Below are 13,505 nucleotides of genomic sequence, written 5' to 3' on the forward strand. Positions count from 1 at the left end.
ATGTAGACGTGCCTGCAAACGGGTCCCCACAACCCTTAACTTTACACAATGTACTTGGAATTGATGTGTTTAGCAACGGTCTAACAAGAGACCAAGGGCCCAGCAATGCGCTGCTCACGATTCAGGTTGTTGCCAGCAGCGGAGTTCATTAAGCTTCGGCAGGGGGTGAGGGATGAAATCAACTGGATTAACTCTGGCGCTGCTTGTCTGCATGGCGGCCATGCCCATCGCAGCGCAGAAAAGTAAAGCGCCGGCGAAAACAACTCGTGCGTCGCACACGGCGAAACTTAAGGCAGGGGACGCCGCGCCGGATTTCAAACTGCAGGATCAGGATGGCAAAGATGTTTCGCTCTCCGACTTCAAGGGCAAGAAGAACGTTGCGCTTGCGTTCTACGTCTTCGCATTCACCGGCGGCTGAACCCGCGAGATGCAGGGTTTCCAGCAGAACTTGCAAAAGCTGGAAGCAACAGACACCCAGGTTCTGGGTGTGAGCATGGATAGTCCTTACGCTAACAAAGCATGGGCAGAAAAGATCGGCGTCACCTTCCCGCTGCTTAGCGACTGGGGCGGAGAAACTACGCGCCGCTACGGCATCTACAGCCACGAGTACAAAGCCGCGAAGCGCACGACCTACCTGATCGACAAGTCCGGCAAGATCGTGGAAGTGCATGAGGAGAAGCAGGCGCTCGATCCTGCAAATGCCGTTACCGCGTGCGAACGCCGGAAGTTGAAAGAATAGTCAGGCGGCGGGCAACCCATATCTCACATTACGAAAATCTGAGGGCCCCAACCACTTGTGTCGTGGGTTGAAAAGCGACGGGCGAGTGGCCATGCAAGACGGGTTTGCTTGCGTGGGGATAGAGGGCACCATATCTGTTGGGGAGCCTTTAGTTCAAAAGATCTGCTTTTCTGCTGGCGCTTGCGGCGGATTCCGTCCGCCAGATTTCAGGAGATTGCTGGTCTATCTTGAGACGATACGTGACGTTGAGGCGCGTCAGGTGGGCCAGCACGGCTTCCATAGCCGCTCCCACCATGCCTAAGCCTTTGGGCTTAGTTCGCAGCCTGCGTTGTACGATTCGCCCGAGATCCCGACCAGCAGCTGCCAATGTTTTTGCGCCAGCTCGGAGAGCATGGCTGCGCGGATAGCGCGCGCTACGTGGCGGCCCATCGTCGAGTGCAGCATGTCAATCGTGACCGGGCGGCCGGCAACGCTGGAAATCGTGCGCAGCGCCGCGCCGGTCCACTTCTTCGTGAGCGGATGTCCCTGGTGCGTAGCCGATAAGAACCTGCGCGAGCGGACCAACCTGCATCGCCTAACCGTGAATTGGAAGGCGTACTTCGTAGGCAAGGGACAGGTCACTGCCTGTCGCTTGTTGCTCCTGAAGGGTGCAGAATTGGAAAAGGCCACGCTGGGCGTGGCCTCCAACTACCTTTTTCGGAGGTTGGTCGTCATCCTGAGGGCACTGCTATTCGAGCTGACCGAAAAATTGCTTGTTATCCAGTAGCGGCACAAAGCAGATCCTTCGCTTCGCTCAGGATCACACTTCCTCGCGCTCGACCCACGACCCGCGACTGACCTCACGACCCGCTACTTAATCTGCTGCCGCGGTCGTTGTTGTTGCGCCCAGATACTCTTCGTAAGGCCCGTTGAAGTCCTCAATCGCGCCGTTCTCGAAGTGCCAGATGCGAGTCGCAACTTCTTCGATCAGATCGTGATCGTGCGTGACCAGCAGAACGGTTCCCTCGAATCGCTGGATAGCGAAGTTCAGGGCGTTGATGGATTCGAGATCGAGGTGATTCGTCGGTTCGTCCAGCACCAGGATGTTGGGTTTCTGCAACATCAATTTGCAGAAGAGCAATCGTGCTGCTTCACCGCCGGAGAGCGCACCCGTTGGCTTCAGACCTTCTTCGCCACTGAAGAGCATCTGTCCCAACAGGCCGCGTATGTCTTCCTTCGTTGCTTTGGGATCGAATTGGGAGAGCCATTCGGCGGCCGTCATACCTTTTTCGATTGCCGCCGTGTGGTCCTGGGCGAAATAGCCGATCTGCGCTTCGTGACCCCACTTCACGTTGCCACTATCAATGCTGAGATCACTCCTTGAAATTCCCGGTGCATCCGCCAGCAGGGCTTTCAACAGAGTGGTCTTGCCCTGGCCGTTGCGTCCCATCAGGCAAACCTTTTCGCCGCGAATCAACGAGGCCGTAAAGCCGTCGATAACCTTCTGGTCCCCGTACGCTTTGCGAACACCCTCGAACTCCAGAACGTGCTTGCCGGATGGGCGCAACTGCTCGAATCGGATATACGGACGTGCGATGTTGGAACGCGCGAGTTCGCTGGTCTGGAGGCGTTCAACTTCTTTTTTGCGCGAAGTCACCTGGCTGGAGCGCGTTCCGGCGGAGAAGCGCGCGATGAATTCGTTCAACTGCGCGATTTTCTTCTCACGCTGCGCATTCTCCGACTCAAGGCGCGAGCGAACCTGCGTCTTCGCCAGCACCATGTCGTCATAGCCGCCGGTGTAGGTGATGATCGTCTGGTAATCGATGTCCGCGATGTGGGTGCAGACCGCGTTGAGAAAATGGCGATCGTGCGAAATGGTGATCAGCGTACCTTCGAAGCGGTTCAGGAAATCCTGCAACCAGTGGATCGAATCGAGATCGAGGTGGTTCGTAGGCTCATCGAGCAGGAGCGCCTGGGGTTTCCCGAACAGAGCCTGCGCCAGTAGCACACGCACTTTCTGGCCACCCTGCAACTCGCTCATCCTGCGGTCATGGAATTGATCGGGAATATCGAGGCCTTGCAGCAGGACCGCGGCATCGCTCTCGGCGGTGTAGCCGTCTTCGTCCCCGACGATTCCCTCGAGTTCGCCGAGGCGGATGCCGTCTTCATCGGTCAAGTCAGGTTTGGCGTAGATGACTTCGCGCTCTTCGAGCGCAGCCCACAGACCCTTGTTGCCCATGATGACCGTGTCGAGCACGCGAAAAGCATCAAACGCATACTGATCCTGGCGCAGGATGCCCATCTTGCGCGGGCGGACGACCGTGCCTTTCTGTGCGTCCAGTTCGCCAGTCAAGACCTTCATGAAGGTCGATTTGCCGGAGCCATTCGGTCCCGTGAGGCCGAAGCGGCGCCCCGGGATGAACGCTGTAGAGACATCTTCAAACAAAATTTTTGCGCCGTAGCGCATGCTTACATTGCTGACTGAAATCATTCCTGACAAACCTGTTTCGCGGAAAGTAGAGGAATAGCTCGGAGGCGACCGCGCGAAGGCAACAGCCTGAATTTTCCCTGTCTTTACATTGTAAGGCAATTCACGCTGTTGGTCGAAGCGAGAGTTGAGCTTGCGAGATAAGGCGCTTGTTTTCCCATGTTTATTGATGAGGCGAGGTTGTGCTCGGACTCAAAAGTGTCAGTGGCGCTCGAATCCATTTCTGCTCCTATTTAATCTAAAGTCTATCCATGAGACATCCAGGGTCCGATGTCGGCACAAAACTAATCGGTTCGAAATCAGCAGCGGTGCCGTCCGGAAAGCCCACCGAGGTATTCAAGGCGCTCCCGGAGATCTGGCGGCTTGTGCGCCCACGCAGGTGGCTGCTTGCGCTCGGGTTGGTGCTGATGGCGATCAACCGCGTCTCGGGACTGGTTCTGCCGCTTTCCACCAAGTATCTCGTCGATGACATCATTGGGAAGAGACAGGCAAACCTTCTTCTCCCGCTGGTAGGACTGGTGTTGGTTGCGACGATGGTCCAGGGATTCACATCGTTTGCGCTGACGCAGACGCTCTCCAAGGCCGCGCAGAAACTTATCGCAGAACTCCGGATCAAGGTGCAGAAGCACGTTGGCCGTTTGCCGGTCTCCTACTACGACTCGAACAAAACGGGCACGCTCGTTGCGCGCATCATGAGCGATGTCGAAGGCGTGCGAAATCTACTGGGCACAGGACTGGTGGACTTCGTTGGCGGAGTGCTCACGGCACTGATTTCGTTTGTAGTGCTGGTTCGCATCAGTCCGACTATGACCGCCATAGCTTTCGGATTCCTTGTCGTCTTCGGATTCGCACTCCGCAAGGCGTTTCAAACCATCCGTCCCATCTTCCGCGAGCGCTCAAAAATCAATGCCGAGGTGACAGGCCGATTGACGGAGTCGCTGGGTGGCGTGCGAGTGGTCAAGGGCTACCATGCCGAGCAACGCGAGCACGAGGTTTTTGCCGCGGGCGTTCAGCGCCTGCTCCAGAACGTGTATCGCACGCTCACGGCATCCTCTGTGATGAGTTTGTCGTCGGCGACGCTGATGGGCATCGTGGGCGCGATCGTCATGTTCATGGGTGCGAGGCAGATTCTGACCGGGCACCTGACGTTGGGCGGATTCTTCACGTACACGATGTTCCTGGGATATCTCGCGGCACCACTGTTCCAGATCGTCGGCATCGGCACGCAACTGACGGAAGCGGTTGCGGGACTGGAGAGAACGCGCGAGGTTCTCAGCGAACGCCCTGAGGACGAGGACCTTCGGCGAACCGTGAGTCTGCCGGAACTCAATGGCGACGTTGTGTTTGAAGATGTCACATTCGCGTACGAGGCGGACAAGACGATTCTGCACGATATTTCCTTCCATTCGCCGCCAGGAACGGTGACTGCGCTCGTCGGCTCCTCGGGCTCAGGGAAGTCAACGATCATCGGATTGATCACGGCATTTCATAATCCGAATCTAGGCGCGATCTTCGTGGACGGCGCCGATCTCTCCACCGTGAAGTTGGACTCCTATCGGCAACAACTGGGCGTTGTGTTGCAGGACTCGTTCCTCTTCGACGGAAGCATTCGGGAGAACGTCGCGTTTTCGAAACCAAATGCGACGGACGAAGAGATTTTTCGCGCATGTGCCATAGCGCGTGTGGATGAGTTTGCCGAGAAATTCGAGAACAAGTACGACACAATCATCGGCGAGCGTGGGGTAAAGCTCTCCGGCGGACAGCGGCAGAGAGTTTCGATTGCGCGCGCAATCCTGGCGAATCCGCGAATCCTCATTCTCGATGAGGCGACGTCAAGTCTCGATTCCGAATCAGAGGCACTAATCCAGGAAGGGCTTTCGTACCTGATGCGTGGACGCACGACGTTCGTCATCGCACATCGGCTCTCCACGATCAGGCGCGCTGATCAAATCCTTGTCATAGAGAATGGCCGCGTACTTGAGCGGGGAACACACGCCTCGCTCTATGCCTTTGGAGGGCGGTACTACGAGCTGTATACGAAACAACACGGCGTCGAAGAAAATCTCTTCCTCGCGCCGGGTGAAGGCGACATCGCCGACGTTGCCGAAGCTGGCGACGGCGAAGGCCGTTCCACGAATGGGGATGCCGACCCGGTTCGCATACTTCGCGGCCAGGATGAATGAGGATTCAGAGAGATCTGCGCCTCGCCTCAGGCGCGACCCGCACAACGAGCTTTCCGAAGTTTTTGCCTTTCAGCAGACCCTGGAAGGCAGTGATGGCGTTCTCCAAACCATCGACTACATCCTCGCGGTATTTCACTTTCCCGGCGGCAAGCCACTGTGCCATGTTGTCTGCGAACTCTTCTTGCTGGGCAGCGAAGTCAGAAACTATGAACCCGCGGAGAGTCAGCCGCTTGGTCAAAATCGCAGCCATGAGCGCCGGAACGCGATCAGGGCCGCCCGGCAACGATGTCGCGTTGTAGTGCGCGATCAGCCCGCAAACTGGCACGCGCGCGAAGAGATTCAGAAGGGGCATGACGGCCTCCAGAACCTTGCCGCCCACGTTCTCAAAATACACGTCGATGCCACTCGGGCACGCCGCGATCAGTTGCTCTTCGAAGTCGTGGCTGCGATGATCGACGCAAGCGTCGAAGCCCAATTCGTTCACAACGAAGTCGCACTTCTGCTTGCCGCCCGCCACACCGACGGCACGGCAGCCCTTGATCTTCGCGATCTGGCCAACGACGGAACCTACCGCGCCCGAAGCCGCGGCGACCACAACGGTCTCGCCCGGTTTCGGCTGTCCGATGTTGAGAAGACCCGCGTAAGCAGTCATGCCTGGCATTCCGAGCACACCGAGCCTGGTAGATATCGGAGCTGCGGCGGGATCAATTTTCAGCAAACTTTTCGCGTCCGCCACCGCGTACTGCTGCCAGCCTGTGTATGCAAGCACGATGTCTCCGGGAGAGAACTGCGGATCTCCTGACTCGACCACTTCGCAGACGGTGCCGCCTTCCATAACCTGTCCGATCTCTACAGGAGGCGCATAGGACGGCCCAGCGCTCATGCGGCCACGCATATAGGGATCGAGCGACAGGTACAGCGTGCGTAACAGTACACCGCGATCGCCGGGAGCCGGTATCTCTAGTTCTTCAAGCCGGAAATCTGATTCCTGTGGCTCACCTTTCGGACGTGCTGCGAGTACGATTCTGCGGTTCTTTGTCATCACAAGCCTTCTCCACACAGCCTCTCGATTCGATGCACATGGTGCAAATTTCGTCCTGTGCTCTAACCCTGCCATCTCTGGAACGTCAGCCTGTTGTATGTGGCGGCATCATGTAAGATGTCCGCGCTGAATCTGGAGCGCCAGCTCAAGAAGTGCCGTGTTGTCAATCATGCCAACGACTCGAATTTCCATGTTACTTCCGAGTCTAACTTCCGGTGACAAATGTAACGTGGACAACAGCAGGTACTCTGCTTAATCTTGTGAGACGTTTAGCGTGTGATGCGATTCTCGGTTCGGTTCGTAGTGAGCATTTTGGCCATCACGTCCCGGCGGGTTTCGCGCTACTCGTACCGAGTTAGGCGAGACGCTCATCGCGGGGATGCATGGCGTCAGTACTCCCTCCCCAGGAAGAAGAAAGATTTTAATGAGTACGAGTGTAGCCAGGGCACAAGAGTCCGAGGTTGTGCGACCGGTTGTTTTATCGGCCCCCCGGCAGATCAAACTGGCACTAGTGCGGCTTGCCATCGTGCTTGCCTGTGTCGCATCGGTTCGATACTTCGCGTGGCGAATCCAGTGGACCCATACGCCTGAGGCGAAAATATTCTTCGTTATCTTCCTGATAGCCGAAATGCTGAACTTCGGCGAGGCGCTTCTTTTCTATTTCACAAGCTGGAATCCGACGCGCTATGCCGCGCCGCCGCCGCTGCAGGAACGTGCCGTCGATGTCTTTATCCCGACCTATAACGAACCAGTTGAACTGCTCCGTGAAACCGTCGCTTGCGCGTTGAGCATGACTTACCCGCACAAGACCTACATTCTGGATGACGGAGATCGCGAACAGGTCCGGCAGCTTGCGGCCGAGGTCGGCTGCGACTACATCTCTCGAACCGACAGGACGTCCGCAAAAGCCGGCAATCTCAACAACGCGCTCAAGCAAACGAGTGGCGAGTTCATTGTTGTATTGGATTGCGACCACGTTCCCAACGCAGACCTCATCGACCAGTTACTAGGGTTCTTCCGCGACCGCAAGGTGGCCGTTGTTCAGGCGACGCAGGACTTCTACAATCTCGATTCGTTCCAGCATCGACTGAACCAGCGAAAAAAGTATGGCTGGCAACAGCAGGAACTCTTCTTCAACATCATCCAGCCTGGCAAAGACCGCTATAACGCGGCGTTCTACTGTGGCAGCCCAGCGGTCATTCGCCGGTCCGCGCTCGAACAGGTTGGCGGCTTCGCCACGGAGAGCATTACCGAGGACATGCACACCGGCCTCTTGCTGCAACGTGTAGGCTGGAAGATCATTTATCACAACAAGACAGTCGCCTGGGGTTTGGCTCCCCACACATACAGCGGCTTCGCGACTCAGTGGCTACGCTGGGGTCACGGCGCGATGCAGGTTTTGCGGCGGGAGAAGCCGATGTTCGATGGACGGCTCTCCATTGCTCAGCGCATCTGCTACTTCTCATCCTTCTACTTCTATTGGATGAGCTATCAACGGCTTATCTTCCTTGTCACGCCAATCATTTGCCTGAGCGCGGGAGTGTTCCCGCTCCGAGCGACTCCAGAGCTATTTGTCCTGTATTTTTTCCCATACTTCTTTTTGAACCTGTTCGCATCGGCCACGTTGCAGGGCGGCTTTCGCGCGTTCTTTTACAGCGAACAGTTCAACATCATGAAGATGCACGTACTCCTGCACGCCGTTTCAGGCTTAGTGAAGAAGAAGATGGGATTTTCCGTCACGCCAAAAGCACGTGCGGGAGCAGCGACGAGCCTGGACGTGTTCATGCCCGCAAGCCTGTTGTTCTTGACTGTGATCAGTATCGCGGCGGGCACATTGAGGCTGCGCGTGGCAGGCTCGGAATACATCTTTTGGGCGCTTGTCGTAAATCTGGTGTGGGCCGTGTTCTTCGGCTACATCCTCTCGACCGTGCTCTGGTACGCGCTGAGTCGCAGAGAACAACGGCAGAGCTACCGCTTCCCTCAGCAGCTTGATATCCCGATCGAAGTCTCCGTGGAGGACGGCGCGGCCGTCAATAAGCATCAGGACTTCGCGCGCAACCTGAACCGTACGGGCGTCTCCGTGACTCTCGACCGGCCGCTGCCCACAGGAACGAAAGTCAACATGCTGCTTACGCTGCCGACACGAACCGTCTACGCCGCAGGCGTTGTGGTCAGGAACCAGGAGTACAAGCAGCAGGCACATTCGCGATATGCGAACGGTATCCGCTTTACGGAGATTGATTCTGAAGCGCAGGACGAGATATCGAAGTATCTCTTCTGGCTCGTTGCCCCAGAGCACGCAAAGCTGCTACGACTAACACACATCACTCAGAACGAGGAGAGTGTCGCATGCCAATAAGCAGAGCACTCTCGCTCATCATCCTCTCCCTGCTATTGAACGTAGGCGCCGTGGCGCAGGCGGAACAGCAGGAGGCAATGGGAACCCATGCTGCGCTGGAATCGGCAAAGAGCATGGAAGCCGCGGGACGCTGGCGCGATGCCATTCCCATGCTCCAGCGCATCGCGACCCTCGATCCGTCCAACGTGGAAGTTCGCTGGCGTCTCGGACGCATGCTTGGCTGGAGCGGCCAGCGCGACCACGCTCTGCCGCATTTGCGCTTCGCCTGTGAGACGAGCCCGACAACCGAGCACTGCATCGACTACGCCGAGACGCTTTCTTGGAGTGACGCCACGCGTGCAGATGCGCAGGCATTGCTCCGCCGTATCCTCGTAGCCGATCCATCCAGCAGGCAGGCGAAACTGCAACTGGGCCGCATGCTCGTGTGGAATGCGAAGACGCGCTCAGAGGGCGTGACGATTCTGAAAGAAGCTGTCGCCGCCGACCCGAATGACGCTGACGCAGCATTGACGCTTGCGGAAGCGCTCTCCTGGACGCATGAGTCACGCGCTGAGGCGCTCGCGATTTACGAAAAGACCCTTGCCCAGGACGCGAACAACGGCCGCGCACTGACGGGGACGGCCCAGATCCTCGCGTGGAGTGGACGCACAAACGACGCGCTCCAGCTCTACGACCAAGTCCTCAAAGCCGATCCCAAGAATGAGCAGGCGCTCCGTGGTCGCGCCGAAATCCTAAACTGGAGAGGCAATTACGCGGACGCCAGGGCGCTCCTTGCTCCCTTGCACACTGCGTCACCGGAGGACGCTGCAACAACGCTGGAGCTCGCACGCAGTAACTTCGGCCTGCGGCAATATCGAGCGGCGCAGTCACTTGCCCAGACGCTCGGAAGCGATCCCGAGACGCGGGAGTTGCGTGCCGACCTACGTCGCTCCCTGGGAGCCTACACTTCGATCGGTTATGCCGGCCGCCGCAATCGCCAGCAGTTGGACTATGACCGGTTGGAGACGCGCCTCTCACTACCAATTGCCGCGGGGCAGCGACTGACCTTCGGATATCGTCCGACGTACCTGCGAACGAAGACAGACGACTTCAACTCGAATTTCTACTCCGTCGCTTACGATGCACAGCCGTCAGAGTTCGTTACCGCTAGTGTGGACTTCAACTCGGATACACATCCGGGTTATTCGACGCGCCTCGGTGGCGGAACACTGCTGACGTATCGCCCAGTGAATTCCGTCAAGCTAAGCGCCGGTTTCCGCCGCGAAGCAGTCGAGGAGTCGTTACTCTCCCAGCGTGGCGAGTATTTAGGTTCAACGCTGGCAGGGCAGGTGTCTTCCAACCTCGCCACCGTAGGCGTGAGCTACGACAACGCTGCTCACGGAATCGACTTCAGCGTTGAGTACTCGGACGGACTGTTCACCGGAAGCCACCTCGATTCCAACCGTCGCAAGGGTGTTGACTTCAACCTCGGAAAATCCATTCGCGGCGATCGCCCGTATATACGCCTGGCATATGGTCTGAGCTACGTCAGCTTTGACTACGATGCTGACCAGGCGCTTGCGGGTCCCAATCCCCGCCTCAGTGGCGGATACTTCAGTCCAACGGCTTTCCTGCTGAACTACGCAGGCGTAAGCGCTTCTGGCAAAATTCGTACTCGGCTACAGTGGACCGCCGACGCAACCGCCGGCATACAGAACGTGGACTCCACAACCGCTCGCTTCGCCGACTCTCACTTTGCTTCAAGCATCAGGACAGGACTCATCTGGCGCGTTACCGACAGGGATGACGTGCAGATCGGCTATGAATTCCTGAACGTGTACAACGCATTTCGGCGCAACATCCCACGGATTACATGGCGCCATTACTTCTAGAAGAAATCAAAAAGAAGCGGCTCGACACGAAGTTCGTCACGCGTGTCGAACTGAACGACTTCCTGCATACGGAACGTCTGCTCGCTTTGGCGCTCGTCGTTGTGGTTGGACTGTTTGTGCGTGCTCGGGACCCTCTGTACTCGACCGCGTATATGGACGAATCCATCTACGTGATTTACGGGCGGATGTTCCTGGCGCAAAGTTTCGAGTCGCCTCTTTCAACCCCGTTACAGTGGAGTTTTGGCTGGTATCTATGGCCGATGATGTCGGCCGCTGCTGACTGGCTTGCAGGACTGGCGGGCGTTCGTTTGCTCGCTGCCGGCTTGGGTACGGTCGCGGTTATATCGGTTTACAGTTTCACGAAGCGCGCGATCTCCGTGCCGGTTGCGCTGGCGGCGGCTGCCATGTTCGCCGTGCTTCCCAGCGCGGTGCTGGCCTCGCGCATCGCGACTCGCGATGCAGGCGCTTTTCCGTTCTTTGCGATGGCGCTGTGTGCTTACGCTTGGGCGTGGCACACAGGGTCGAAGCGAGGTTGGCTTGCATCCGGCTGCCTGTTCTTCGCCGCCTTCCTCTGCAAGTATGTAGTTGCCATCTACTTCCCATTCCTGGCGCTGCTTGCGTTGTTCAGGAAGGGATGGCGCAGCTTTGGACTGTTCACTCTGCCGTTAGCTGCGGCTTGCGCTGCGTATCTCGCGGTGTATTGGAGAGAACTAAGGCTTCTGCTGTCGTATGGCGGCGGGTACAACTCTCTTCGCGCAAGCGGACACGATTTCTGGACGGTTTACTTTCGCGAACGAATCGATTTCTGGATTGTCGCGCTGCTTGCGATTGTGGCGCTTTTCTTTGCGCGGCACCGCCGTACGGCGCTGCTGCTATGGGGTGGAGCGGCTATCGGCATCGCATTCCAGGTGATCACGCGCGCTGACTACGATTGGTGGAAGCACGCTAACTACGTGCTGATTTTTCTCGTGCCCGTGGCAGCGCTGGCGGTGCTGGAGATCGCCAGGGTTGCAACTAGAGCGCGTCAGTCGCACCTCGCCGTCGTGGGAAGTTCAGCCGTCATCGTTTTGGTGATTGTTCTAGCTGCTGCAGGCAAGGCTGTTTACACGCACGACTTCCTCTTCTGGCCAAACGTGGAACCCGCGCTTGCCGCGCTCCGCGGCCAGGTGAAGCCCGGTACCAGGCTGCTTGTGGACGATAGCGTCTTCCGCTATTACTACATGCGGGAGTTGCACCAGTCGAGCATCGCCGATCCGTTCTACTTCGAATACAAGGGTGCAAAGGGTGCGTCGGCGTACGCAGCGGCCGTCCGCGATGAGCAGTTCGACTACATCATCCTGAATGGCGGCATGGGGCGCGAAGCGCAAGAGATGGACGCCGCCATCCGTCCCGAACTCGCGAACTACAGATCGCTGATGTGGACGGTCGACCCAACGCTGGGACGGACAGTGGAGGTGTATGCACGCAGTTCGATGCCGAATCCAACAAAGAGCGCGCTGGAGATTTCTTCCCCGGCCGACGGAGAAATTTCACCTACGCGCATTGTGAACGTCTCCGGGCGTGCGCTCATCGGCGACGCGGGATGGTCGGCGGAGGCCGAAGTTTTCACCGACCGTTGGTATCCGCAGGGTCGTAAAAATCTTCGCTCGGACCGCGGGTTCGTGCTGCCAACCATCCTTGGAGGAGAGGGATTGCAGCAATGCAATCACCTCATCGCCGTCACTCTTTACGACTCGACGGGGGCCAGGAAAGGCACCTCTCTGCTTTGGCGAATCAGCCGCGCCAATGTTGACGGAAGCCGCCCCGCTTGTGCCCCTGCACCAGTCGCGCCCCCTCCGCAACTCTAGCTCAAACCCACTTGGGAATTCCTTGCGATAAGTTGCAGGTTAGTCTGGCACGTTGCAATCGCTCACGTCGAGCAAGCCAAGGATGCCATCGAGTCCTACGGATGAGATCGCGAAAGGTGCGCTCTGTCTCACGATGGGTTTCGCGTGGAAAGCGATGCCCATGCCGGCAACGGTGAGCATCGGCAAGTCGTTCGCACCATCGCCGACGGCAACGACTTCTTCCGGACTAATGCCTTCCTTTGCCGCGATCTCCTGAAGGAGTTCCGCCTTTCGCCGCCCGTCAACGATTTCACCCCGGACTCTGCCTGTCACGAATCCATCCGATATCTCCAACTCATTCGCGAACATGTAGTCGATACCAAGCAGCTCCTGAAGATGTTCTCCGATGAACGTGAACCCACCCGAGACGATTGCCGTTTTGTACCCCAGCTTTTTGACCGTAGATATCAGGCGCTCTGCGCCGTCTGTGAGTGAAATCGCATCTCTCAGCTCCCTTGCTCTCTGTTCAGGCACTCCACGCAAAAATGACAGCCTGTTGGTGAAGCTCTGCTTGAAATCGATTTCGCCCCGCATCGCCGAGGCCGTGATGTTCGAGACCTGCTCGCCCGCTCCTGCAATCTTTGCCAGCTCGTCAATCACTTCCGCTTGAATCAGAGTGGAATCCATGTCGAGCACGATCAGGCGCCGCTTCCGCCCGAAAGTGCTCTCGTCTTCTATGCAGATGTCGATGTCTAGTTCATCCGCAAGCGCGTTGAAGCTTGCTCGCATCCCGCCGATCTCCGCTTCGCCGCGTACCCGCAATCGGACACAAGCGCAGCCCGCATGTGTGCCTTTGGCCGGAGCAAATATCGAGTCCGAGATGCGCTCCATGCAGTCGACTTCCAGGCCGGCCCGCAATGCGATTGCGTTCGCCGCGCGTAGATGTTCCGCAAAAAGCGCTCGCCCAAGCAGGGTAATAACAAATCTGTTCATGGCGTGATGTGGAAAGTTCAGAAAT

10 protein-coding genes are annotated in these 13,505 nt (G+C 57.6%); 5 read left to right on the forward strand and 5 right to left on the reverse strand.

Annotated elements, in window-relative coordinates; all coding sequences use genetic code 11:
- Positions 1-220: 220 nt before the first annotated feature.
- Entirely contained in the window at positions 221-739 is a 519-nt protein-coding gene (locus VN622_13775) for a redoxin domain-containing protein (protein ID HWR36925.1), read from the forward strand.
- A gap of 148 nt (positions 740-887) precedes the next feature.
- Here the strand turns inward: VN622_13775 and VN622_13780 are convergent, their stop codons facing one another.
- The 3 genes from VN622_13780 to VN622_13790 all read right to left on the reverse strand — a co-directional run bounded on the left by VN622_13780 (position 888) and on the right by VN622_13790 (position 3,209).
- Entirely contained in the window at positions 888-1,019 is a 132-nt protein-coding gene (locus VN622_13780; protein ID HWR36926.1) for a hypothetical protein, read from the reverse strand.
- 17 nt (positions 1,020-1,036) lie between these two features.
- Positions 1,037-1,408 carry a nickel-dependent hydrogenase large subunit gene (locus VN622_13785; GenBank protein HWR36927.1) on the reverse strand — a complete coding sequence of 124 codons (372 nt, stop codon included), beginning with the start codon at positions 1,406-1,408 and terminating at the stop codon, positions 1,037-1,039.
- 184 nt (positions 1,409-1,592) lie between these two features.
- A complete protein-coding gene (locus VN622_13790) occupies positions 1,593-3,209 on the reverse strand; it encodes an ATP-binding cassette domain-containing protein (protein HWR36928.1) in 1,617 nt (538 codons plus the stop codon).
- Positions 3,210-3,457: 248 nt separating this feature from the next.
- On the opposite strand from VN622_13790, the gene VN622_13795 reads away from it, so the two are divergent.
- The gene (locus VN622_13795; protein ID HWR36929.1) at positions 3,458-5,389 is read left to right on the forward strand and encodes an ABC transporter ATP-binding protein; all 1,932 of its coding nucleotides are present in this window, start codon (positions 3,458-3,460) and stop codon (positions 5,387-5,389) included.
- A 4-nt stretch (positions 5,390-5,393) separates the two neighbouring features.
- Here the strand turns inward: VN622_13795 and VN622_13800 are convergent, their stop codons facing one another.
- The gene (locus VN622_13800) at positions 5,394-6,431 is read right to left on the reverse strand and encodes an NADP-dependent oxidoreductase (protein ID HWR36930.1); all 1,038 of its coding nucleotides are present in this window, start codon (positions 6,429-6,431) and stop codon (positions 5,394-5,396) included.
- A 424-nt stretch (positions 6,432-6,855) separates the two neighbouring features.
- Here VN622_13800 and VN622_13805 point away from each other — a divergent pair, with 424 nt between their 5' ends.
- The 3 genes from VN622_13805 to VN622_13815 are packed head-to-tail and all read left to right on the forward strand — an operon-like array spanning position 6,856 to position 12,508.
- The gene (locus VN622_13805) at positions 6,856-8,790 is read left to right on the forward strand and encodes a glycosyltransferase (protein ID HWR36931.1); all 1,935 of its coding nucleotides are present in this window, start codon (positions 6,856-6,858) and stop codon (positions 8,788-8,790) included.
- A complete protein-coding gene (locus VN622_13810) occupies positions 8,781-10,661 on the forward strand; it encodes a tetratricopeptide repeat protein (GenBank protein HWR36932.1) in 1,881 nt (626 codons plus the stop codon). Before VN622_13805 ends, VN622_13810 begins: the two co-directional genes overlap by 10 nt.
- Positions 10,643-12,508, forward strand: a complete 1,866-nt coding sequence (locus VN622_13815) for a glycosyltransferase family 39 protein (GenBank protein ID HWR36933.1) — start codon at positions 10,643-10,645, stop codon at positions 12,506-12,508. Before VN622_13810 ends, VN622_13815 begins: the two co-directional genes overlap by 19 nt.
- A gap of 39 nt (positions 12,509-12,547) precedes the next feature.
- Here the strand turns inward: VN622_13815 and serB are convergent, their stop codons facing one another.
- Positions 12,548-13,480 (reverse strand): phosphoserine phosphatase SerB, encoded by a 933-nt coding sequence (serB, locus tag VN622_13820; GenBank protein ID HWR36934.1) that lies wholly within the window; start codon positions 13,478-13,480, stop codon positions 12,548-12,550.
- Positions 13,481-13,505 lie beyond the last annotated feature (25 nt).

Source organism: Clostridia bacterium (assembly GCA_035561135.1).
Classification (GTDB): domain Bacteria; phylum Acidobacteriota; class Terriglobia; order Terriglobales; family Acidobacteriaceae; genus DATMYA01.